This is a genomic window from Capillibacterium thermochitinicola, assembly GCF_013664685.1.
Classification (GTDB): Bacteria; Bacillota; UBA4882; order UBA10575; family UBA10575; genus Capillibacterium; species Capillibacterium thermochitinicola.
In genome coordinates, this window is the sequence record NZ_JAAKDE010000044.1 from 1 (window position 1) to 23,386 (window position 23,386).

Below are 23,386 nucleotides of genomic sequence, written 5' to 3' on the forward strand. Positions count from 1 at the left end.
CCAGCGTTCGTCCTGAGCCAGGATCAAACTCTCCGTAAAATTCTTGAAGAGCTGATTTTAGCTCATCTTTTTCTTCTTGACGTCGTCCGGACTTATCACTTCTTTGTAAAGCAACAAGCCCTTACCTTCTCTTACCTGTCTTGGCTGTTTAGTTTTCAGGGTTCAGTTAATATTTGCTGCGTTTACCAGGGACTAGCTGTCTCCTGAACGCAAAATATATAATACCACAGCATTTTATTTTTGTCTAGATTTATTTCAAAAAAATTTGTGGGCACTAACAGCTTTTTTCGGGGAAGGCCTTCCAGACCAACGGTTCCCGGTTGTAACGGGAGGTGTCTTTCGCTTCTTCTTTTTCTGCCTCTTTCCCGCTTTCTATGATTTTATCTTCTTCAACCCCGTTCTTTGCTACGGGTTTACTCTCTGTCGCAACCGGTGTCGTTTCGTCTTCCCTTTCCTCTTTCCCTGACTCTTCTTTTACCGCATAAACCGCCTCTTCTTCCTGGCTCTTCTCTTCACTGGGGCTGGTTACGCCGGCCGGCACCGTCGGTTCTTCTCCAACCGCAGAACCGACACTGTCATAGTCCGTCGTTTCTTCCGTTTCGACCGGTCGCCATTCTTGATTGTCCTGCGCTTCTGGATAACCCGGGTAATAACTCGGGTAGCCAAAGGATTGGTCTTCCCCTGGGTAAACCGGGTATTCCTGTGGGACCTGCGGTTGTGGCGTTTCTTCCTCCCGGTATTGGTATTGCCGCTCTTCTTCCGGTATAAACCATGGTGTGCTATAGTCCGCACCCGCGCCGGAAAACCAGGGGGAATTGTTCGGCGCCGGTTCCACATAAAAGTTGTCGTCGAACGGTTCCGGTTCAAGACCGGCGTTAAACCAATCGGCCCAGGGATCATACGCCGACTGATCCTGGGGCGTGCGGATGGTGTGGTAGGGACCGTCTTGATATGAATTGTTATTCAGATTACGGAAAATACCTTGTTGTCCCGGGGTTTTTTTGATCCTAAACTTTTCGGCCATTTTCATCACCTCATCCCTTAATTCTATGCACTCAAAACATTTTATGTTCATAGAATAGGATAAGTGACTTTGGCGGAAGATTCGTAAGGAGGATTTTGATGCTGAACCACAACTTTAACCGGGAATTTATCCTCTCACAATTACTTGACCTTGCCGAACTGCCGGTCCTGCTTAGTACGGAAGGTTTAGATGTCGCCCGTCAAATGGCCAGTAAAATGGTGGATATCTTTCAAGCGCAAAAATCAATTCTCATTATTGGCTTGGAACCTTACCACAATATCGCCCGTGATCTTGCTGAACATCTCAAGCACGGTTTGAATATGGACCGCCCACCGCTGCCCGTCAGTTTCCTGGAGAAAACCTCCCGTCAACAACAACCTCTTTCTAATCTAATCAGTCAGGGAGAAAAAGGTGATGCCCTTTTCATCATCGCCGGTGAACACAGCCAAGAAACCGAAACGCTGGTCCGCGAAGCGAAAGAAAAAAACCTCTTCACCTTCGCCTTTTGTAGCTACCCCCCGCTAAAAAACCACCGTCCGGATCTCCTCTTTTATCTCCCGTCGGCCAACCGTCCGCGGGTCAAAGAAATATTCTTAATGTTGGGCCATATTATCGGCACCTTGGTCGAGTCGACGTTGTTCGGCAACAGTTTTTAGAAGAAAAAAAGCCCGAAAACGGGCTTTTTTCTTATCTTTACACCTAATAAACTTTGGCTTTGCTTCATAAGGCTTATTCTTTGGCCGCCTCGGCCTTTGATTGCGCAATGATAGCCTCCGCCTGGTTCGCCGGAACTTCTTCGTAGTGGTCGAATTCCATTTCGAATTCGCCTCGCCCCTGGGTAATCGAACGGAGGTCAATCGCATACTTGAACATTTCGCTGAGGGGAACATGGGCGCGAATAATCTGGTAACCCTGGTCGGGGTCCATTCCTAAAATCCGGCCCCGCTTTTTATTGAGGTCGCCGATGATGTCACCCATGTATTCCTCAGGAACGGTCACGGTCACATTCATGATCGGCTCCAAGAGGATGGGGTTGGCGTCCATAAATCCTTTCTTAAACGCCATCGAAGCGGCAATCTTAAAGGCCATTTCCGAGGAGTCCACACTATGGTAGGAACCGTCATAAAGCGTAACTTTCACATCAACTACCGGATAGCCTGCGAGGACGCCTTCTTCCATGGTTTCACGGACCCCTTTTTCGACGGCCGGGATATACTGCCGCGGGACGGCGCCACCAAAGATCTTGTCAACAAATTCAAAGTTACCACCGGGCGGTAGCGGCTCCAACTCCAGCCAAACATGGCCATATTGACCCCGTCCGCCCGATTGTTTCTTGTGTTTTCCTTCGACCTGAACTTTCCCTTTGATCGTTTCCTTGTATGGGATTTTGGGGTCTTTTAATTCAACCTGGGCGCCGAATTTCTTATGCAACTTGCTGATGGTGACTTCCAGGTGTAAATCACCAAGCCCGGAAATGAGCATCTCTTTGGTGGTCGTATCCTTCTCCACTTTGAGCGTGGGATCTTCGTCCTCCAGCCGGCTTAAGCCGCCGCTAATCTTATCCTCATCGCCCTTGTTCTTCGCCACCACTGCCAAAGTGAATTTGGGGGTTGGGAAATCGACTTTCTTGAGAAGGTAAGGAGCGCCTTTCGTACACAGGGTGTCATTGGTCTTGGTGACCTGAAGTTTGGCCACGGCTCCCAGATCGCCGGCGGCAAGTTCGGCCACGGGAATCTGGGTTTTACCTTTAATTAAGAAAAGTTGACCGATCCGCTCTTCCTGGTTCTGGGAAGCATTCCAGAGAGAAGAGTCGGACTTCACTTTACCGGAATAAACACGGAAGAGGGTTAATTTACCCACAAAGGGGTCGGCCATGGTTTTGAAGACAAGCGCCGCCGTTGGGCCATTGGGATCCGCCTTCAGTTCGGTTTCCTCATTATTCTGCGGGTTGGTGACGATCTCCGGCTTGACATCGGCGGGCGAAGGAAGCGCTTCCACCACTTTCTTCATTAAAGCATCAATACCGATGTTCTTTAGGGCAGAACCACACATGACGGGAACAATCTGGTTGCTCATCGTTCCCTTCCGGAACCCGCTTAAAACTTCCTCTTTCGTTAATTCTTCACCCTCCAGGTATTTGGTCAGCAGCTCATCATCGGTCTCGGCTGCTGCTTCCAGAAGGAGGTGGTAATACTCTTCCACTTGGTCTTTTAATTCCGCCGGGACTTCCGCTTCTTTCCCGTCAATATAAGCCTTACCTGTTATAACATCGACGATCCCTTTGAAGTTCTCGGCGGCTCCGATCGGAATCTGCACCGGAATCAATTTGTTCCCGAACTTCGCTTTTAATGCTTCATAAACCTGATGGAAGTTGGCATTTTCCCGGTCCATTTTATTGATAAACACGATCCGGGGCAAGTCTCTTTCATCCAGATAAGCCCAGACCTTCTCGGTGCCGACCTCCACGCCGCCGACGGCACAAACGACGACCAATCCGGCATCGGCAACCCGGACCCCGGCTTTTACTTCACCGACAAAATCAAAAAACCCGGGAGTATCAAGGAGATTTATTTTGTGGCCCTCAAATTCCACCGGCGCGAGGGAGGTGTTGATCGAGATTTTCCTTTTAATTTCCTCCGCATCGTGATCCATCACGGAAGTTCCATCATCGACTTGCCCAAACCGGTCGACCGCTTTGGTCTGATAGAGCATGGCCTCGGCCACCATCGTCTTTCCGCATCCGCCATGGCCAACCAGGGCAATGTTTCGAATCTTATCCACATTATAACTCTTCAAACTAAACCCTCCTCGAAATGCGCAAAAAAATCACATAACGTTAAGATTATTCTACTATCTTTAAGTATTTCCTCCTCAAGTTGATTATTTTCTCCTCCTACCGCCTATTTTCTCACGGTCTACCCCCGGTCAGCCAAAGCATAATCTGGTCCTCATCCGGATAAAATACTAGTGGTAGATGTCCGGCCGAACGAAGACTGAATTTCACCCCTGTCAGATCAGGCTGACACCGGTTAAAGGAGGTCGAGCAAAGATCGGTTCCGGTATTGGTTATTGTTTAACCTTACTTGAACCGGTCGGCGCAAAGGTCCCACCAATTTGATCTTGCCTTAGGCAGATGGAGTTGTTGGGGCCGAGTTAAGAGCCCGTTTCTTGCCAGGTTGTTGATGGGAATACGGTTTTTTGAGGAGGTAGGATTCGGGTTCGAGCAAAGGTTAGCCAGGGTGCCGAAAAAAGCAACCGCAGGTTGGTCCAACGGTATCAACGGTATCCTTGTTAGCCGGCGCGAAGGTCGGTACATCACCCTCGGGCACCTGGAGGATCTTATCCTCCAGGTTTTCCTTTCCCGGCTTTCAGTTCTGATACCCCTCGAGAATCCGCCATTTCTCTTGGGCGCCTCGGCAGACAATCCCCGCTCTGAGGTCTTCAATCTCCGCCTTGGGAAGCCGGCTGATATTGACCGGGATCACCTGTTTCAAGGGGCCGGGCTTTTCGGGACTCCCGGCGTACACGCCAATTTCATTTCCGTAAATCCCGATAAACTCTTGCTCCTGGCACCCCGGGCATAGCTTGGTCTCCTCTTTTTCCAAGCCCACCCGCTCCGAGGTAAAACTGGTGATTACCCAGCCTTCGTTGGTTAGCTTTTCCAGGAGTTCGTTCCGGGTTCGTGGGGAGTGGCACTCTTCCTTCCGCTCCTCATGTTGGCAACCGGTATAAAAAGCTGTATATTCAAGGGTAAAACTTTTCTGTTTCAGTACGGAGCCGCTGACCAAAGCGAGTTTCCCGGTGTTGGCCAGGAGGTAAACACCCCCCAAAACCAGTCCGAGGAGGAGGACCAGTCCAACCCTTTTCATCTTGATCGCTCCTCTTTCCATTTTGGGTTAAATTACCCAAAATTGGCTCCGCTTATACTTGATCCCTCAGTTCCCTTCGGCGATTTCAAAATTGGCATAAACATTTTGGACATCATCGTGTTCTTCCAAAGCATCGACCAATTTGAGGAGGTTTTCTCCGTCCTCCCCGCTAACGGTGACCGTATTCTTGGGAAGATAGGACAGTTCGGCTTCTTCAATCGGAATTTTCCCTTCCAAATAGTTACGCACCTGTTCCAATTCGGCAATCCCAGTAATAATTTCGTAATATTCATCTTCATCCCGGAGATCCTCGGCTCCGGCTTCCAACGCCAGTTCAAATAATTTCTCTTCATCAAGGTTCACTTTTTCTTTAGGAACGGAAATTACCCCTTTTTTGTCAAAAAGCCAGGCCACACAGCCGGTCTCTCCCAGGTTTCCGTTGTTCCGCGAAAAGATATACCGCATTTCACTGGCCGTCCGGTTCCGGTTGTCCGACAAGGTTTGAACCAAAAAGGCAACCCCGCCCGGCCCGTATCCTTCGTAAATAATCTCCTCATACTGGTCGGCCTCGGAGGAACCCAACCCCCGCTTAATGGCCCGGGTGATGTTATCATTGGGCATGTTGATCGCTTTGGCTTTTTGAATAGCCAACCGCAATTGGAAATTGCCGTCCGGATCGCCGCCCCCGGCTTTGGTGGCGACGATAATCTCCCTGGTTACTTTGGTAAATGCCTTTGCCTTCTGTGCATCCGTCTTTTCTTTCTTCCGTTTGATATTAGCCCATTTCGAATGTCCGGCCATTGCTTTCACCTCAAACCATAAGAATTCTAGCATTATTTAATTATACCAGAATTCTTGGCGAAACAAAAACCGGATCCCTTGCTTTTTTCCCTACCACTAGACCTCAATTGTTAAAGGGAGAAGCGGCCTCCAGTTCGTGCATTTTCCGAAACAGGAAATAGAGTAAAATCCCCGTCAGGACCAGGGCACCCGCCGACCAAAACGGGGTGTTCAAAAAAATGAAGAAATCATATAACCCGTGCCAAAACAGGGCCACCCCGAAACCGCGGAAAAACCGTTGCCGCACGGAACGGTATGCTCCCCCCGCCGTTAAAAAATAGCCGCCCCAGCCCGAAAAGGTGGCATGGGCTAAACAGGTCACAACCGCCCGCCAGATCCCGACTTCAAAGCCCATCGTTCTCGTGTAGAGGAGGTTCTCCAAAGCCGCGAAGCCCAGACCGACCGTGATGCCATAAACAATCCCGTCCACCGGTTCGTTCATGTCTTTGCGGTAGTTCACGGTGAGGGCCAGGAGTAAAAATTTTAGCCCTTCCTCGATCAGGCCAATATACAAGAAGGCATAGAGAAAGATGAGCCCTAAATCGCCGGAACCCCGGGCGATGGTTAGCCCGTCTTTACCAAGGAATTCGAGCGCCCCGGCCGGAACCACCATGAACATGCCACCCAGGAAGACCCGGGCAATTACCCGCTTCGGCTCCGGTTCATGCCGGTCTTTCCGGTAAAAGAAGACAAGCCATAAGACCCCCGGCAGGATCGAAACCAAGAGATGTGGAACCAGCATCGCCTTTCCTCCTCGCTAAAACATGGGCTTATTATTCCCCGATCAAAAAAAGAAAATGGCTTTGCGCCATTTTTCTTCGGAGGAAAGTTACGCAGGTTTTCTTCCTAATTCTTCTTTAAGGCATTTCGAGAATAGGTAAAAAAAGCAATCATCGAGAGGATAAGGCCCAACGAAAGAATAAGCACACCCAGTTCGGCAACGATACAAAAGACAAACAAGCCGACGAAGAAGATAAAGGTGCTGGCTTTTCCCCAATAGTTACTGGGAATCACTTTTTGCTTCTTCCTAAAAAAGAACAACCCACCGGTTAATTGCAGCAGTTCCTTGGTGATATAGATCACGCCAAGCCAGTCGGGTAAGTCGTACCAGATCATTAGGGCAATAAGAGAACAGCCCAAGGTGATTTTGTCCGCCAACGGATCAAGAATCTTCCCCAATTCACTAATCTCGCCCAGCTTGCGCGCCATGCGCCCGTCGAGAAAATCCGTCAGCGCCGCCAAGGCCCAAACCACAATCACACCATAGAGGTTCTTCCGGGAAAAAAACACCAGAATAAATGGGGCTAAGAGAAGTCGGGTTAGTGAGAGAAGATTAGCGGTATTCATGATACGTTTCCCCCTAAATTACCGGAGCTCATTTTATCATAACTAGCTGGAATAAACAGCGACCAAACTCCCATGGCTGGCTGGCTGTCTACCATTGGGTAAAAACACAGCCGCTGCCGTCCCGGCCCAACCGGCCCGGTCATTAGCTTACTTCTTCGGCTTCTCTCTATAAAATCCTCCTTTGTTTTCAAGGCGCTACCCCATTTTTCTGATTTCTTTTTGTAACTTTTTGATGATCCGCTTTTCCAGCCGGGAGATGTAAGACTGGGAGATTCCCAGATAATCAGCCACTTCCTTCTGGGTTTTCTCGACCCCGTCCTTCAGCCCGAAGCGCAATTCAACAATGGACCTTTCCCGCCGCGTTAACATAGCCATCGCCGAAGCCAGTAAATCTTTATCCACCTCTTCCTCCAACTGTTTATAGGCGATGTCGTTTTCGGTCCCCAGGACATCCGACAGGAGCAGTTCGTTCCCGTCCCAGTCCACATTGAGCGGTTCATCGAAGGACACTTCCGACCGGAGTTTACTGTTCCGGCGCAAATACATTAGGATCTCATTCTCAATACAACGGGAGGCATAGGTCGCCAGTTTTATTTTCTTATCGGGATCAAACGTATTGACCGCTTTGATTAAGCCAATCGCTCCGATCGAAACCAGATCCTCAATCCCCACCCCGGTGTTCTCAAATTTCCGGGCAATATAAACCACCAAGCGGAGATTATGTTCAATGAGCAGGCTGCGCACCGCCGGATCCCCGGTTTTCAATTTCCCCAGCAGATAACCTTCCTCTTCACTGCTGAGGGGGGGAGGAAGCGCTTCACTGCCGCCAATATAATAAATCCCCCGCGGGTAAAGGGTTAATTTCTGCAGAATGCGGACGATCAGGATTTTAAGGGCCAGCCGCATCCGCCACCAATTTCTCACCACCACAACCGACTCCCCCTTTTAATTCCAAACTGCACAGGACTAATAAACCCCGTTCAAAAGCGTTGAAGGTAAGAGCGCTTGGTATTTGCCCTCACCGCCCAACTTCGCGAACTGGTAAAGCCCAATGACCACCGGCGGCAGTCTTTTCGGCTCCTTATCCAATAAACACACTTCATCCGGGCGGAAGCCCAACAGAAAACCCTTCTGCCTTCCCACGCTGGTATAACTGATAAACCGGATGCGGGCCATCCAGTCCGGGCTAAACTCCAGTGCCTTGTTGTCCGGCAGGCCTCCCTCCGCCATCCGCTCGCTTAAGGCCAGAATCTCGGGGGGAACAACCCCTTGTAGAACCTGGCTTTCCACCACTAAAACCGGGTGTCTCGTCAAAGGATCAACAAGGGTATTACCCGTATCCAGTAAGGCCGAGAACTCGCGGGAGTTTCCGTTGACACTGAGCCGTAACGCAAATAGACATTCTTTCTCCAGCAATACTTGGTGCACCAACCCCCACCCCAATTCGGTCACGACCAGCAGGGAAAGAATGTTGACCAAAACCACCTGCCACGGGTTATAGTAAGCCGCAGCGGGAAAGAAGGGCGGATACAAAAGAAAGTAGGTGACTCCGGAGGTTAAAACCAATAGTAAGGCAAAGAGACCAATTGTCCGCAGGAGTTCTTTCACCGACCGCTGCGGAAAAGCGATAACCAGCATCAGGATCCCGGTCCCGATAAAAATGATCAGTTCGTAATTGCCAACCGTACCAATCGCCATCCGAAAGCACAGTACAAAATAATAAATGCTGCCGAAGAAAGCGGCCGCCAAAAGACGCCACCCGGCCCGGTTCTTGTTGAGGATCCTTCCCGTCGCCCATAACAAAAGATAATTCATGATCAAACTTATAAAAGCCCCAAAGATCCAATCGTCAATAAAGACATCCCGCATTTTTCCCACCTTCTTTCATTCCTTAATCTACCATTCACCAGGGGGAAATCCTTTCTAAACAAAGGATTCGTGCGGATAATTTCCCGCCCGTCCACTGTTATAACACGCTTTTTCGCGAACCCTCTCGCTTCTTCGGCAATATTAACGGAATAAGCCGATCCTGCCCTTAAACAACGAAATGGCCTGTTCAGGCCATTTCGTAAAAAACAAGATTTATTATATTATGATTGGCTAAGCTCTTGGCGCGAAACCGTCTTGGCTAGCCACGTTTTCCTTTTTTCCAGAGGAAGGAGGGGATTTCCAGTTCGTCCCCGTCCACCAGTGAGCGCAGTTCCAATTCTTCCAGCCCAAGCCGTTGTTTTTTCTGTTGAAAACCGGTGGCAATCACAGTGATCCGGATCTCGTCCCCCTGTTTGTCATCGATCACTGCGCCAAAGATAATGTTGGCGTCGGGATCGGCCGCTTCGGTAATGATCGCCGCGGCTTCGTTGATCTCAAACAGCCCCAGATCCGAACTGCCTGTGATATTTAGCAAAATTCCCTTCGCGCCGGCAATCGAAGTCTCAAGAAGCGGGGAAGAGACCGCCGCCTTGGCTGCTTCCACCGCCCGGTTCTCGCCCCGGGCGACCCCAATGCCCATCAGGGCGGAGCCGGCGTTGTTCATAATGGTCTTGACATCGGCAAAATCCACATTAATCAGTCCGGTAATCGTGATCAGATCGGAGATTCCTTGTACCCCTTGGCGCAGAACATCATCCGCGGTTTTAAAGGCCTCGACAAAGGAGGTTTTGCGGTCAACGATCTGAAACAGGCGTTCATTGGGGATGGTGATCAGGGTATCAACCCGTTCTCTTAAGGCTTTAACCCCCTCCTCCGCCTGGAGCATCCGGACCTTGCCCTCAAAATTAAATGGTTTGGTCACCACGCCAACCGTCAGCGCCCCTGCTTCTTTTGCCATTTCCGCAATAACCGGTGCCGCCCCCGTTCCGGTCCCCCCACCCATTCCGGCGGTGATGAAGACCATATCGGAGCCTTTCAGCACCTGGCTAATCTCTTCTCTGCTCTCTTCGGCCGCCTGCCGTCCAATCTCCGGATTCGCCCCGGCGCCTAAACCCTTGGTTAACTGGTCACCAATACGCAATCTTGTATCAGCCTTTGAGCGGAGCAGGGCTTGTCCATCCGTATTAATTGCTACAAATTCAACCCCTTGTAAGCCCGCTTCAATCATCCGGTTAACAGCGTTGGTCCCTCCGCCGCCCACACCGATGACTTTGATCGTGGCAAACTGTTGGTTTGTTACTTCAAACTGAAGCATAATGCTCCTCCTATTCATTTAAAGCCCTGAGGCCAGCGCTGAAGTGTTCCCTAAACTATAAAAGTTCCACAAAGTTTACCAGTTCCCTGCTTCGTAATAAATATTTTAAATAAAAACGAAGAGACTTTCGTCTCCTCCTCATCCTCCTCATCTTAACTCTGCGGTCGCTCATCGCAATAAAGGTCAACGATTAATTGGACTTCTCCCTGGCCTTTTTCGAGTTGGCGGGCGATCTCCTGGACCGAGAGTCCTTTTTGCCACAGTTCGATGATCTGTTGATTCCAGGCGGGCAGATTTTGCCCTTTTGTGGCCATTACTTTTCGGCCCATCGTTTGCTTGCTCTCTGCTTGGGTTTGTGGCTTCGGCTGGGAGACCGGGGATTTCGCTTGCTCCGGCCGCTCCGGTTGTTCCGGCTGCTTCGGCTCCCCTTGTTTTTCCGGTTGCTCCCTGTTCAGAACGGATGTTTCCCTTTTACCCATTGCCGTTGGTGACGGTTGTTTGGTTCCTTCCGGTAGATGGCTGACTTCCCGGCGCTCCACCCCATCCGGTCTACCAAGCTCCGCGGGTCCCTGCGGTTTTTCCGGCTGCGCCTTTTCTTCCGGTTCCTCCGTCACTTCCGGCTCTTCTGGTTTTTCCGTTTTCTCCGGTTCATGCGGGAGCGGGGAAAGTTCTTCCTTGATCAGTCTTTCCTCCACTAGCGAACAGACTTCCAATAGCAACTCTTCGACCTGTGCCAGCCGGGAAGTTATTTCCGAAAATCTCCGCCAATTTCTTTTCCTTTCCCGCCAGCCCAGAACAATGATCACTAGCAAAAAAAAGAAGCACCAACCAACCATCTGAACTTTTCCCCTCTCGCTTATTACAACTCAAGATCGATAAAGCGCCCCCGCCACTCGTGCCGATCTTTACTGCGACTGCGTGCGTTTTGCGGTTCGTCCTCTTTCTTTGCCTTTTTTTCTCCCTTTGGCGGCGCATTGTTGCCCCGGCGTTTACCCTCATCTTGGACGCGTCCGTGCACAATTTCACTTCTCCGCTGGACGCGATGTTCTTCGCGGTTTATTTCGTTGTTCAACCGTTCCTTGCGGATTTGTTCCTCATCTTCTAGTCCCTGGAGGACACCACCATGCTGTTTTTGCACCTCTAATGTTCGATTAACCAGAATTTGCGTGTCTAAAGGGCCGATCATCCTCAACCCCCCTTAACGGTATGGTTGAATCGACACTTCTCCTTCATGATAGGTCAACACGGCATAGTTAAAGTTATCTTTAAAGACCCGCACCGCTTTTCCGATAATGACACGGACACCGGGGTAGATGGTCTGGCGCACCCGGATCGAACCCCGTTCCAACTGGCGCTCGTTGATCATTTGCAAAATCTCTTCCCGCCGGCTCTCCAGTTTACGCTTTTCGGCTTTTAAAACGAACGAAGTACGGATCAGTTTGGCCTTTTGTTCCTCCCGGTTCGGTGGAAGCTCCGGCTGCCGGTTTAAGATATTAAGCGCCTTCTCCACCATGTCGAGCTCTTTCTCCAGGTTGGGTAATCTTTTTTCTATCTCATTCAGTTCCCGGCGGAATCCAGGGTTAATCCCCACTTCAACCTCGGTCTGGGTCCCCATTTTGGACCCTAAAAACTGGACATCAATCAGGTCGGCCGCCCGGACCACACCACCCATGATCATCCCTTTTTTCGTCCCGAGGATAACTTTCTGCCCCGAGTTGACCACACTATGCATGATCGCATCACGGACCTTGATTACCCCTTCCGCATCAACCTGGGCATGGTCAATATAGCGGGCATAAAGATCGCCGCCACATTTGATCACCGATTTGTCCTGGCCAATGATCCCGCCGTTGATCGTGATATTTCCTTCGGCATAAATGCTCCCGCCTTCAACATTACCGGTGATCACCACATCACCGCCGGCCTTAACGACAAATCCGCTTTCCACATCACCCCGGATATGAACCGAACCAATAAAATCGATATTGCCAGTTTTATAACCAACATTGCTTCTGATCTCATGGACCACTTGCACCGACACTTTATTCCCGATCTTGGTCGGCTCACCGTCACAAGTCGCGATCAACCGGTTGCCATCCCAGGCCACATTTTTCCCAACCACCACATTGACGTCCTTTCCGGGAACCGGTTTCACTTCTTCACCCAAAACGTTCGTTCCCGGTACGCCGGGGGTCGCCGGCGTCTTTTCAATCAAGACTTGACCTTTCTGGACACTCTGGACCAAAGACAATTCACGGTGGTCAACGCGACCGTCTTCCAACTCTTTTGGGAGAAGTCGGACCCGGTCGGTTTCAAAGTAATACTTTAAACTGGCATCCTCGCCATTGATTGGATAAACTCCTTCCGCAACCAGTGTTACCTTACCCGTCTTTTCTTCCAAAACACGGTGGATTACTTCTTCCTTTAACCCGAAGACGACGCCTTCTTCATTCAGTTTTTTAATTACATCCTCATAGGTAGGCCAAGCCGTTCCCTCCGGTGGGATCTCAAGTTGTAAATAAGCATGCATCTTGTCGGAGGATAAATCAACCTTAATATGTGCCAAGCTCAACGCGAAACGCCCCTCCCGTTACAAAACTTCGATTGCAGTACGCCAGCGGGATAGCCTTCCTTTTAAACGAAAAATTGCTTTGGTATGTATCTGCGACACTCGTGATTCAGAAATGTTCAAAGTCTGGCCAATTTCTTTCAGCGTTAATCCTTCGTAATAGTAAAGGGTAATCACCAGTTTTTCCCGTTCCGAAAGTGCATCAATGGATTTTGCCAACGCTGCCTTTAACTCGTTAATCTCAACCAGTTTTTCCGGATCCGAACTATCCTCATTTTCAATCAAGTCGAGAACCCGTACGCTATCATCATCCAGGTTGCGCGTCATCCACATTTCGTCCAAAGAACTCAGTGTTGTACAGCTGACTTCGTTTAGTAGGCGGTGGAATTCTTCCAACGAAATATTTAAAGACTCACAGATCTCTTGATCCGTGGCGTACCTTCCTAATTTGTTTTCCAGTTCACTACAGACCTTCTCCAGTTCTTTCGCCTTTTGCCGTACCGACCGCGGTACCCAATCGTTGTTGCGTAACCCGTCCATGATTGCCCCTCTGATCCGGGCAATCGCGTAAGTCTCAAATTTAATCCCACGGTCGGGATCAAATTTGTCAATGGCATCAATTAAACCAAATATCCCATAGCTCACCAAATCATCAAATTCCACATTTGGTGGTAGACCGATTGCCACCCGGCCTGCCACATATTTAACAAGGGGAGCATACCCCTCGATTAACTTCTCACGGGCGGCGTCCGAACCTCCCTGGCGGTAATCCTTCCAAAGCTGTGCATCCCGCCCTTTATTGAACATTATATACCCTTCCCCCTTTAAGGTATATATTTCCTCTCCTGCTAACTTCTTCGACAATTTCAGGGCAAATCCTCTTATAAAATGATGTCGGGGGAATTTAACATCTTTATGGTCACGTTACCGGTCTCTAAATCCATTAAAACGGACCGGCCGACATTCCCGCCAACGCTCCGGTTGGTGATTTTTAAACCCATTTCTGCGATGATTTTTTCCACCGCGGCAACATTCCGCGCTCCGATCTGGATTTGATTGTTCAGCCCATTGAAGGAAAACATCTGGGCCCCACCGGCGATCTTCACAACCATTCGTTCTTTCATGGCCCCTTCCCGTTGCATCGCCTCAATCAAGTCGGGAATCGCCGTGTCGGCAAATTTACCGCGGTTGGTCAGGGCATTGGCGCCGGACAGAGAACTGTCGGGCAGCATAATGTGGGCCATTCCTCCCACTTTTAAAAAAAAAATCGTAGACACAGACCGCAACACAAGAACCTAAGCCTAAAGTAACAAGAACTTTCGGTGCCCTCGCCACTACTATTTCGGACATTCCGACCCGGATCGGTTCTGGCATCCTTCCTTCACTCCCAACGCCTCTAAGATAGTTGCTAAAGATCCGGGGTCCGGAACAAGAAAGAAATGACCGTCAACACTCTCATCACAGGCTGTCAGTTGTGTTTCAATGATCACCGCGTAATCACCCATCTCACCCAAGTCAGCCAGGATCGTGTTGAGAATGGCACCGACCATATCAAAGGCGAGAGCCGGTACGGACGATAACATGTTGATTCCGGTAAAGTTGGAAAAAGCATAAACATAAGCCCCGGTTAGAATATTCCCGATTTCTTTCAGTGCCGAAATTTCCAATTCCCCTAAAAGATTGCTGCATTTCTCCGGGTCGTTAATCAAAAGCCCGGCCACAAAGAGGGCTTTCTCTTCCGGAAAAAGATAAAGCATCTTACTGGGTGCCCCGCCGAAGATCCGTAAATAAACCCCGACCATCGGTTGTTCCGGGCCGCCCACAAAATCGCAAGCTTCGGCGAGGGGCAAAATGTTTACTTGCGGAACAGTCATCGATACTTTCTTGTTCAAAAGTTGGGAAAGCACCGTAGCGGCGTGGGCGGCACCGATATTGCCCACTTCACGAATGGCGTCCAGTTGGATGGGGGTCAGGTTTTCAATCATCAGTCATCACTCCAGTTCCAGAGTCATCACTCCAGTTCCAGTTCTGCTTCGCTCAATTGTTTCTCCTCTTCCGGGCTAAGGGTACGTTCCAAGTTAAGCAGCACAATTAACCGGTCCTCAAGTTTAGCGACACCGGCCAAATAGTAGGAATCCACCCCTTTTGTAATCGGTGGCGGCGGTTCAATCGCCGAAACCGGAATCCTTAAGACTTCAACCACAGCATCGACTAACATCCCGACCAGCGCTTCTCCTACTTCGACAATGATGACGCGGGAATCAAGCCCGAGCTCGGGCAGGGTCAACCCGAAACGGACCCGGAGGTCAACAATGGGAATGATCTCACCGCGTAGATTAATGACCCCTTCCACAAACGGTGGAGCCTTCGGCACCCTCGTAATCCCTTGGTCCAGTTTCTCAATCTCCCGCACTTGTAAAATATCCACGCCAAACTCTTCTTCTCCCAGCTTAAAGATGATTAGCTGGGTAGTTTCTTCTTGTCGTTCTTTACCCTGTCTCTCTTTCATTTCGTATCACCCCTTAAAGACGGTTGGTTAAGCTACATTGCGCAGATCCAAAATCAGAGCGATCTTCCCGTTCCCTAAGATGGTCGCCCCAGCGATCCCGGGGATATTCCCCAGATAAGCACCGAGGGATTTAATCACTACATCCTGTTGGCGGATGAGCGTATCGACCACAAAGCCAATCCGGCGTTCCCCGGTGCTGACCACCACCACATCCAGCTCATCCAGGCTGGAATTTTTGGCTCCGGTCACGCCCAGATAATCCTGGAGCCGGATTAGCGGGATCAGTTCGCCCCGGTATAAAGTGACTTCCCGGTTCCGGAGAATTTTTATATCTTTCTGCGCCACACTGATCGTCTGGTCGATCAGAGTGGAAGGGATCGCAAACACCTCGTCACCCAATTGGACAATAAGCGTTTGGATAATAGCCAATGTCAACGGTAGACGAATGGTAAACTTTGTTCCTTTCCCCTGCTCGCTATATAGTTCCACCACTCCACCCAGGTTTGTAATCTGGGTTTTCACCACGTCCATCCCGACACCGCGGCCGGAAATGTCGGTCACTTTATCGGAAGTCGAGAAGCCGGGGAGGAAGATCAGGTTCATGACATCTTCGTCATCCATGTTCTCCAGATCTTCAGCACTGATAATTCCCCGCTCCAACGCCCGGGCTTTGACTTTTTCCAGATTCACCCCGGCGCCGTCATCGATCACCTCGATCACCACATTATTCCCGGCTTGATAGGCTTTAAGCTCCACCGTCCCGGGGAGACTTTTCCCGGCCGCCGTTCTGACCTCGGGCGCCTCAATTCCGTGGTCAATACTGTTCCTGATGATATGAACCAACGGATCAACGATCTCATCGATCACCGTCCGGTCCAATTCGGTTTCGGCCCCGCTGATCTGTAATTGTACTTCTTTCCCGGTCTCTCTAGCCAGGTCCCGGACCAGACGGGGGAAACGGGAAAAGACATGGTCGACCGGGACCATCCTGGTCTTTAACACTTGGTCCCGCAGATCAATGGTCAAACGGGTCAGCTGTTCAACCGTCTCCGCCAGGACCTGGTCCCCATGCTCTAAGCTTAGCTGTTCCAAGCGGGATCTGGTGATCACCAGCTCACCCACGAGATTCATCAAATCATCCAGTTTCCGAATGTCCACCCGTACCGTCGGCGATACATTCGAAGGAATTTTGGCGGTGACGCCTCCCTTTTGCGGGGTGGTATCGCCGGGCGTTGTTTTTGCCCCGCTGCCCCGCCGCTCCACCAGAAGTTCTTCGGTGGAAAGGACCTTACCCTCCACCTTCGCCACATCAAGCATCTTCTCCAGGAAACGGATCAGAAACTCCAGCGGTTTTTTGCTTAAGATGCCGATAATGAAGTCGGTGTCAAACCGCTCATCTTCCAGCTCCTTCGCCGTGGGGATCGTACGGACAATCTCCCCATGGGCTTCCAATTCACGCAGGATCATAAAGGCACGGGCACCCTTGAGCAAACATTCATCCTGTAAATAAACATGGAGGTGATACAGGTTGAAACCTTCCTCGGTAGCCTGTTTGATCTGGTCAATTTCCGCCGGAAGGTAGCGTAACTGGAGAGCACGACGGCGTTCCGACGCCTGGTCGGGTTTGCTTGCCGCCTCTTGGGTCGTAAACTTTTGCAGGTTCTGGATCACGCCGGCGATCTCGATGTCTTCTTCCCGGCCTTCCATGATCCCTTGGGCCAGCACTTCCAATAAATCTAAAGCCTCAAAAAGGGTGTTGATGATCTCGGCATTAACTTTCAGCTCACTCTGGCGCAGCAGACTGAGGACGTCTTCCATGGCGTGGGTAACGTTGGACATTTTATTAAAACCCATGGTTGCCGAGGCCCCTTTTAAGGTATGGGCGGCGCGGAAAATTGAATTAAGGATCTCAGTGTTGTCCGGATCTTGCTCCAAAGCCAGCAAAGACTGGTTTAAGGATTGCAAATGTTCCTGACATTCATCCATAAACACATTTAGATACTGAGAAACGTCCATGGTTTTTCACCTCCGGGTTTCGCATCAGCGCTATCACGCTTTACCTAAAAACAGTCGTTGGAAGAACATGGCGATCCCTCGCGACGGATGCTCCGGCAAGAGCATCAGTTGTTGAGCCATTTTCCAAATGCCCTGGGAAGCCTTGGAATTTGGATGAGTCACGATAAAAGGTTGTTGCTGTTTTACTGCTTTTGGTACATTATGGTCATAATGAATATGCCCCAAGGATTCCAACGGGAATTGCAAGAATTTCTCGGCAACGATGCGGAGGCGTTCAACCACCTGTTCACCCTCCTCATCGCTCTTCACCATATTAACCGCCACATAAATCTTGGCATTGGGGTTCTCTTTGGAGATAATCTTGATCACCCCGTAAGCATCGGCAATGGAAGTCGGTTCCGGAATCGTCACCACAATGATTTCTTCCGCCGCCAACAAAAAGCGAATCACTTTGTTGGAAATCCCCGCACCGGTGTCCAGAATAATGAAATCATTATCCTCATCCAAGGTAAATAGCCGGTTTACGCAGTTGTCCAACTGCCAAGAACCGATATTGGCCAGCTCCTGCAGGCCGGAACCGCCCGCAATGATCTTTACACCGGCCGGGCCTTCCATTACCACATCAGCCAAATCCCGTTCCCCGGAGAAAAAGTGGCCTAAATGATACTTGGGGATCATCCCTAACATTAAATCAATGTTGGCCAAACCCAAATCGGTATCGATTAAGGTCACTTTTTGGCCCAATTTGGAAAGGCAGATGGACAGGTTAACCGAGATGTTCGTCTTCCCTACCCCGCCTTTACCACTGGTCACAGCGATGATGCGGGCTTTACGGGTATTAACCCGGTTATTTTTGCTATTTACCAGCTCCCTTAAACGTTCTGCTTGATCACGCATTGATGGTCTCCTTATCCGCGTACTTATTATCCGCGTACTTATCCGCATACCTCTTTATAACCTCAAAGGTGGCAACCTCGATATCCTCCGGTACACTCTGTCCTGTTGTGACATAAGACAACGGAATGCGCAGTCTTTCGGCAACCTCTATCACATTGCTCAAACTATTGGTCTCATCCAATTTGGTAAAGATCAAACGGTTCACACCGAGCTCCTTAAATGCATCGGCTGTTTCCAGCAGATCCTCCAGTTTGGTGTTGGCGCTTAACACCAAATGGGTTTCATTCAAGGGCCGTCCGTTAAAAAAGTGTTTTAACTCGCGGATCTGCTGCTTGTTCTTTTGGCTGCGTCCCGCCGTGTCGATCAGGATCAGTTGCTTGTCCATCAGTTTTTGAAAAGCGCGTTTCAGATCAGCAGCGGTATATACCACTTCAATCGGCAAGTTTATGATTTCGGAATAGGTTTTTAATTGTTCAACCGCCGCGATCCGGTAGGTATCAATGGTAATCAGGCCGACCGATTTCCCTTCGAACAGGGCGAAATTGGCGGCGAGCTTGGCGATGGTCGTCGTTTTCCCAACCCCGGTAGGGCCGACCAGGGCTACCACAGTCGGTCGACTGCTGAGCCGGATCGGATAGGTTTTGATGAAAAATTCATCCCAATTCTTCCGGGACTTGCTGACCGGGGCGGCCGTCCCCAGCTTGTCCGTTACATTTTGCTCTTCGGGGATGGCCCGCGCGGCGGCGGTCATCTCCACCGGCGATACGGAACGGACCTGTGCCGTCACGCCTTCGATGGCCATTTTGATCTCCGATAATTCCTTTTTCACCTTTTCCAGTTCCGGCATGATCGCCGTTTCCGGCTGGAACAATTGGCGTTGCTTTTCCTCCCCGCCCTTCTCCGCCGTCGGCTGCTTAGCCGCCGCAGGAATCCGTACCGTCTCCTTGTTATCCACGGCAGCCAGCACTTCATATCTTCTCTTCGCGAATAAGCCCAAAAAGCCCCCTTCCTTAAAAGGGCGTGAATGCAAGATCAGGGCGTCATCGCCCAGATCCCGTTTCACACGGGCAATTGCTTGTTGCGCCGTGTCGGCGACAAACCTTTTAACCCGCATTAACAACACCTACCATTCCTAAGGAATGTACTTCCATTTCCGGAATTATCTCTTGATAGGACACCACAAAAATCTTCGGCGAAACCCGTTCCGTAATACTCCGGACATACCGGCGGATCGCCGGTGCCACCAGCAGCACCGGATTACGACCTTCCTGGATAATCGGGCGAATTTGCTGGTTTAAAGAAGCATAGAACTCATTCAGCCATGATGGTGACAAGGGCTCCCCCTCACTATCCTGAGCGCGGAGAATCCGCTCTTCGGTCTGGGGAGAAAGGGTCAGCACCTGGATCTTATTGCCATTGCCCGCCAACATCTTGGAGATCTGCCGCTTCAAGGCCACCCGAACGTACTCGGTCAGGACATCGGTATCCTTCGTCATCGGCGCATAATCGGCCAGCGTCTCCAGGATCGTTACCAAGTTACGGAGTGGAATTCCTTCCTTCAAAAGTTGGGCAAAGACCTTTTGGATCTCGCCAATTGTCATCAAATTCGGGATTAATTCTTCCACGACCACCGGGTAATCGGTTTTTATGTAGTCAAGCATCGCCTGGATCTCCTGCCGCCCCAATAGTTCATAGGCATAATTGCGGATAATCTCCGTCAGGTGAGTGGCCAAAACGGAAGGACAATCCACCACCGTATAACCGGACATTTCCGCTTTTTCCCTTTGGTCCGCCGTAATCCACAGGGCGGGCAAACCAAAAGCCGGTTCTTTCGTGGGGATTCCTGAGACCTTTTCCGTCACCGCCCCCGCATCCATCGCCAGGAAAGAGTGGGTCATCAGTTCCCCGCTCCCCACTTCCACCCCTTTGATCTTGATCACGTATTGGTTGGGGGCCAGTTGCATATTATCACGGATCCGGATGGCGGGCAGGATAATCCCCAGTTCCAAAGCGACTTGCCGCCGGATTAAACTGACCCGTTCAAAGAGGTCCCCGCCCTGGCTCTTATCGACCAGCGGGATTAAACTATAGCCAATCTCCACCTCCATCGGATCAACCGCCAGCAGAGAAAGGACATGCTCCGGTTTATAGGCTACTTGCTCCTGGGCGGCCGCCTGTTGTTGTTCAACGGCGGTTTCGGCTCTTTCTTTCTGCTCCCGGCGGAGAATCGAAGTCAACCACCACAGGAGAAGCGCAATGACCAGGAAAGGAATGGTCGGCATCCCCGGAACCAAGCCGAACAGCGCAAGCACCACCGCGGTAATCAGCAAGATTTGCGGGTAACGCAGGAGCTGACTGGTTAAATCGGCCCCCAGGTTGTCTTCGGAAGCGGCTCTGGTTACTAAAACACCGGTCGCGGTGGAGATGAGCAGCGCGGGTACCTGTGAGACCAAACCATCGCCCACCGTTAAGAGGGCGTACAACTGCAGGGCACCCAACGCATCAAGCCCGCGTTGCCACATTCCGATGATGACGCCCCCCAGGAGGTTAATGACGGTGATGATCAACCCGGCAATGGCATCACCTTTTACAAATTTACTGGCCCCGTCCATAGACCCGTAAAAGTCAGCCTCGCGGGCAACTTCCCGCCGGCGGGCCCGGGCTTCTTCCTCTGTAATCAAACCGGCATTCAAGTCCGCATCAATACTCATCTGTTTCCCGGGCATAGCGTCCAAGGTAAAGCGGGCCGCCACCTCGGCCACCCGTTCCGACCCCTTCGTAATCACCAGGAAGTTAATCAAAGTTAAAATCAGAAAGATTATAAAGCCCACCACCGGGTTGCTCCCAGCAACGAAATTACCAAACGCTTCGATAACCTGGCCGGCGTACCCGTGTAATAAAATCAACCGGGTGGAAGAAACGTTAAGCGCCAACCGGAAAAGGGTCGTCATAAGCAGAACGGTTGGGAAAACCGAGAACTCCAAGGACTTACGGACATTCATCGTCAACATTAAAATTAAGAAGGACAAGGCAATGTTGATCGTAAAGAAGAGATCCAGCACAAAGGTGGGGAGAGGAATAAACATCATGGCAAGAATGACGACCATCAAGACAACAACGACAATCTCCCCGCTAAAAGCAGCTCTGGATAATAAAGTTCTATCCCCTGGTTGATCTGGCATTTTATTCACCATCGATATTCAAATTTTTGGGTGTTCGCGAGATAAGCCTAGCGTCTTTGCCGCAGTTTATAGACGAAAGCTAAAACCTCGGCGACCGCCTGGTACAGGTTGGGCGGGATCTGCTCGCCGATCTCGACCGTTTGGTAGAGGGTCCGGGCCAACGGTTTGTTCTCGACCAACGGAATGCCGTGCTCGGTGGCAATTTCCTTGATTTTGGCGGCGATGTGTCCTTCGCCCTTCGCCAAAACCTGCGGCGCCGCCATCTTCTCCGCTTCATACTTAAGCGCAATGGCTAAATGCGTTGGGTTCGTGATCACCACATCCGCCTTGGGTACTTCCTGCATCATCCGCCGCATCGATAACTGTCTTTGTTTTTGGCGGATCCGGCTTCTCACCAGCGGATCACCTTCGGTCTGTTTGAGCTCGTCCTGCAACTCTTTCTTCGTCATCCGCAGGCTTTTCCGGTACTGCCAGCGTTGGTAATAAAAGTCAAAGATCGCTAAAGCCAGCAGCAAAAGGGCAATCCGCAAGACAATCGTAAACATTAACTGCCATAGCAACCCGGCCATTTCCAGTGGCGGGTGATACACATTGCTTTCCGCCAGGGGGAAAACCTTGCTTTTAAAGGTATTCCATATGATGATGAACACCCCAATGATTTTAAACAAGGCTTTAAACAAGTCGATAAATTTTTGGGGTGAAAACATTCTTTTTAAGCCGGCCAACGGATTTAACCGGTCAAATTTCATCTTGAGGGGCTCGAGGGTGAACACCCCCCCCCGTTTGCAGGTAATTCACCAAAACGCCAACAGTGAGGATGGCAAGCCCGACGGGGATAAAAGCCCCCACCACCGTAAGGAGAGTACTATTAAAAAGCTGGGCCAGATTGGCCTCGTCCAGATAGGTGTTTAAACGGTCACTGGAAAACCCGTATTGAAAACAGAGATACAGTTTTTCCAACAAATAGGAGCCACCCGCCCGCAAAGCCATAAACCCGGCCAGCAGGGTGACGACCGTACTCAATTCGTTGCTCCGCGGGACTTGCCCTTTTTGCCGGGCGCGTTGCCGTTTCCGTGGGGTTGCTTCTTCCGTCTTCTCTTCGTCGGCAAAGAACTGAAGATTAAGACGGTAAAGCGGGCAAAGCGTGCCGTCGCCTTCCCTAGTGGATTGTGTTAAGAAATCGTAGTAACTCAGTCCAAACACTCCCACTTGTGGAAAAATACCCCGCCAACCAGCGGATCAAAACCGGCAGGGACAAGATGAGCAACGTCAAACCCAGAAACGCTTTAAGCGGGAAACCGATAAAGAACACATTAATCTGGGGGACCAGTTTCGCCAGCACCCCTAGCCCGACATCGGTCAAGAATAATACCCCAAAGATGGGCAACGCCACTTGAACGGCCAGCCAAAAGAGGCCGGAAAAGGCCCGGATGATATAAGGTAAGCCCTTGGCCAGAAGGAGCTCGCCCCCCACCGGCAGCAACCGGTAGCTCTGGGCCAAGACATTGAAGAGGGTATGATCCCCTTTCACTAAAATAAATAGCCAAAGGGCAATGATGTAGTAGAGTTGGCCGATAATCGGCATCTGGCTTTCGGTATAGGGATTCAGCACGTTGACCATACCAAACCCCATCGGTAGATCCACCAATTGGCCCGCCAGTTGTAACCCGGCTAAAGTCAAGTAGAGGATGTATCCCATTAATAAACCGATAATAAACTCCTGTAACAGGTAGAAAACGAAGACCCCAAAGTGGGCCGGGAGAGTGATCGTTGGTTGAATTAAAGGGACAAAAACAAAGGATAGAAAGAGTGCAATACTGACCCGGACCATCGACGGCAGGTTCCGGCTTTGAAAAAGCGGTGCCCCGGTCAAAAGGCCGATGTTACGGAAGAACACCAGCATAAAGAGGGATATTTGCATTTCCGACCAGGTCACTAAGGCCAATGAT

General features: G+C 50.5%; 25 protein-coding genes. 2 read left to right on the forward strand and 23 right to left on the reverse strand.

Features of this window, described 5'->3' with window-relative positions:
• On the forward strand, nucleotides 1–207 hold a 207-nt coding region (locus tag G5B42_RS11995; protein WP_231133518.1), incomplete at its 5' end, for a hypothetical protein.
• A 67-nt stretch (nucleotides 208–274) separates the two neighbouring features.
• Here G5B42_RS11995 and G5B42_RS10815 read toward each other — a convergent pair.
• Nucleotides 275–1,024, reverse strand: a complete 750-nt coding sequence (locus tag G5B42_RS10815; protein ID WP_181340488.1) for a hypothetical protein — start codon at nucleotides 1,022–1,024, stop codon at nucleotides 275–277.
• 98 nt (nucleotides 1,025–1,122) lie between these two features.
• Here G5B42_RS10815 and G5B42_RS10820 point away from each other — a divergent pair, with 98 nt between their 5' ends.
• Nucleotides 1,123–1,680, forward strand: a complete 558-nt coding sequence (locus G5B42_RS10820) for a phosphoheptose isomerase family protein (protein WP_181340489.1) — start codon at nucleotides 1,123–1,125, stop codon at nucleotides 1,678–1,680.
• Between the two features lie 73 nt (nucleotides 1,681–1,753).
• On the opposite strand, the gene fusA is transcribed toward G5B42_RS10820, so the two are convergent.
• The 22 genes from fusA to fliR all read right to left on the reverse strand — a co-directional run bounded on the left by fusA (nucleotide 1,754) and on the right by fliR (nucleotide 23,373).
• A complete protein-coding gene (gene fusA / locus G5B42_RS10825) occupies nucleotides 1,754–3,820 on the reverse strand; it encodes an elongation factor G (RefSeq protein WP_181340490.1) in 2,067 nt (688 codons plus the stop codon).
• 572 nt (nucleotides 3,821–4,392) lie between these two features.
• Nucleotides 4,393–4,893 (reverse strand): BofC C-terminal domain-containing protein, encoded by a 501-nt coding sequence (locus G5B42_RS10830; protein ID WP_181340491.1) that lies wholly within the window; start codon nucleotides 4,891–4,893, stop codon nucleotides 4,393–4,395.
• Nucleotides 4,894–4,959: 66 nt separating this feature from the next.
• Nucleotides 4,960–5,694, reverse strand: a complete 735-nt coding sequence (locus G5B42_RS10835; RefSeq protein WP_181340492.1) for a YebC/PmpR family DNA-binding transcriptional regulator — start codon at nucleotides 5,692–5,694, stop codon at nucleotides 4,960–4,962.
• Nucleotides 5,695–5,797: 103 nt separating this feature from the next.
• Nucleotides 5,798–6,475, reverse strand: coding sequence for a PrsW family intramembrane metalloprotease (locus G5B42_RS10840; RefSeq protein WP_181340493.1), 678 nt, complete (start codon nucleotides 6,473–6,475; stop codon nucleotides 5,798–5,800).
• Between the two features lie 104 nt (nucleotides 6,476–6,579).
• Nucleotides 6,580–7,080, reverse strand: a complete 501-nt coding sequence (locus G5B42_RS10845) for a CDP-alcohol phosphatidyltransferase family protein (RefSeq protein ID WP_181340494.1) — start codon at nucleotides 7,078–7,080, stop codon at nucleotides 6,580–6,582.
• A 195-nt stretch (nucleotides 7,081–7,275) separates the two neighbouring features.
• Nucleotides 7,276–7,986, reverse strand: coding sequence for an RNA polymerase sporulation sigma factor SigE (gene sigE, locus G5B42_RS10850; RefSeq protein WP_181340524.1), 711 nt, complete (start codon nucleotides 7,984–7,986; stop codon nucleotides 7,276–7,278).
• Nucleotides 7,987–8,046: 60 nt separating this feature from the next.
• Nucleotides 8,047–8,949: a sigma-E processing peptidase SpoIIGA gene (locus tag G5B42_RS10855; protein ID WP_181340495.1), complete on the reverse strand. Its 903-nt coding sequence runs from the start codon at nucleotides 8,947–8,949 to the stop codon at nucleotides 8,047–8,049.
• A 259-nt stretch (nucleotides 8,950–9,208) separates the two neighbouring features.
• Nucleotides 9,209–10,264: a cell division protein FtsZ gene (ftsZ, locus tag G5B42_RS10860; RefSeq protein WP_181340496.1), complete on the reverse strand. Its 1,056-nt coding sequence runs from the start codon at nucleotides 10,262–10,264 to the stop codon at nucleotides 9,209–9,211.
• A 152-nt stretch (nucleotides 10,265–10,416) separates the two neighbouring features.
• Nucleotides 10,417–11,070: a DUF6115 domain-containing protein gene (locus G5B42_RS10865; RefSeq protein WP_407926914.1), complete on the reverse strand. Its 654-nt coding sequence runs from the start codon at nucleotides 11,068–11,070 to the stop codon at nucleotides 10,417–10,419.
• A 53-nt stretch (nucleotides 11,071–11,123) separates the two neighbouring features.
• The gene (locus G5B42_RS10870) at nucleotides 11,124–11,450 is read right to left on the reverse strand and encodes a hypothetical protein (RefSeq protein ID WP_181340498.1); all 327 of its coding nucleotides are present in this window, start codon (nucleotides 11,448–11,450) and stop codon (nucleotides 11,124–11,126) included.
• A gap of 12 nt (nucleotides 11,451–11,462) precedes the next feature.
• Complete coding sequence (locus tag G5B42_RS10875; protein WP_181340499.1) at nucleotides 11,463–12,836, reverse strand: DUF342 domain-containing protein; 1,374 nt, start codon at nucleotides 12,834–12,836, stop codon at nucleotides 11,463–11,465.
• Nucleotides 12,837–12,854: 18 nt separating this feature from the next.
• Nucleotides 12,855–13,640 (reverse strand): RNA polymerase sigma factor WhiG, encoded by a 786-nt coding sequence (gene whiG, locus G5B42_RS10880; RefSeq protein ID WP_181340500.1) that lies wholly within the window; start codon nucleotides 13,638–13,640, stop codon nucleotides 12,855–12,857.
• 74 nt (nucleotides 13,641–13,714) lie between these two features.
• On the reverse strand, nucleotides 13,715–14,077 hold the full coding sequence (locus G5B42_RS10885) for a chemotaxis protein CheD (protein WP_231133520.1): 363 nt from the start codon (nucleotides 14,075–14,077) through the stop codon (nucleotides 13,715–13,717).
• Between the two features lie 93 nt (nucleotides 14,078–14,170).
• Nucleotides 14,171–14,818 carry a chemotaxis protein CheC gene (locus tag G5B42_RS10890; protein WP_181340501.1) on the reverse strand — a complete coding sequence of 216 codons (648 nt, stop codon included), beginning with the start codon at nucleotides 14,816–14,818 and terminating at the stop codon, nucleotides 14,171–14,173.
• A 26-nt stretch (nucleotides 14,819–14,844) separates the two neighbouring features.
• Complete coding sequence (locus G5B42_RS10895) at nucleotides 14,845–15,342, reverse strand: chemotaxis protein CheW (protein WP_181340502.1); 498 nt, start codon at nucleotides 15,340–15,342, stop codon at nucleotides 14,845–14,847.
• Nucleotides 15,343–15,369: 27 nt separating this feature from the next.
• On the reverse strand, nucleotides 15,370–17,358 hold the full coding sequence (locus G5B42_RS10900) for a chemotaxis protein CheA (protein ID WP_181340503.1): 1,989 nt from the start codon (nucleotides 17,356–17,358) through the stop codon (nucleotides 15,370–15,372).
• A gap of 33 nt (nucleotides 17,359–17,391) precedes the next feature.
• Nucleotides 17,392–18,255, reverse strand: coding sequence for a MinD/ParA family protein (locus G5B42_RS10905; RefSeq protein ID WP_181340504.1), 864 nt, complete (start codon nucleotides 18,253–18,255; stop codon nucleotides 17,392–17,394).
• Entirely contained in the window at nucleotides 18,248–19,369 is a 1,122-nt protein-coding gene (flhF, locus tag G5B42_RS10910) for a flagellar biosynthesis protein FlhF (RefSeq protein WP_181340505.1), read from the reverse strand. Before flhF ends, G5B42_RS10905 begins: the two co-directional genes overlap by 8 nt.
• Entirely contained in the window at nucleotides 19,359–21,437 is a 2,079-nt protein-coding gene (gene flhA, locus G5B42_RS10915; RefSeq protein ID WP_181340506.1) for a flagellar biosynthesis protein FlhA, read from the reverse strand. Before flhA ends, flhF begins: the two co-directional genes overlap by 11 nt.
• A 47-nt stretch (nucleotides 21,438–21,484) precedes the next feature.
• A complete protein-coding gene (locus G5B42_RS12000) occupies nucleotides 21,485–22,186 on the reverse strand; it encodes an EscU/YscU/HrcU family type III secretion system export apparatus switch protein (RefSeq protein WP_231133521.1) in 702 nt (233 codons plus the stop codon).
• The gene (locus tag G5B42_RS12005) at nucleotides 22,176–22,640 is read right to left on the reverse strand and encodes an EscU/YscU/HrcU family type III secretion system export apparatus switch protein (RefSeq protein ID WP_331274113.1); all 465 of its coding nucleotides are present in this window, start codon (nucleotides 22,638–22,640) and stop codon (nucleotides 22,176–22,178) included. The genes G5B42_RS12000 and G5B42_RS12005 overlap by 11 nt, the downstream gene beginning before the upstream one ends.
• Complete coding sequence (fliR, locus tag G5B42_RS10925; protein WP_331274116.1) at nucleotides 22,597–23,373, reverse strand: flagellar biosynthetic protein FliR; 777 nt, start codon at nucleotides 23,371–23,373, stop codon at nucleotides 22,597–22,599. The genes G5B42_RS12005 and fliR overlap by 44 nt, the downstream gene beginning before the upstream one ends.
• Nucleotides 23,374–23,386 lie beyond the last annotated feature (13 nt).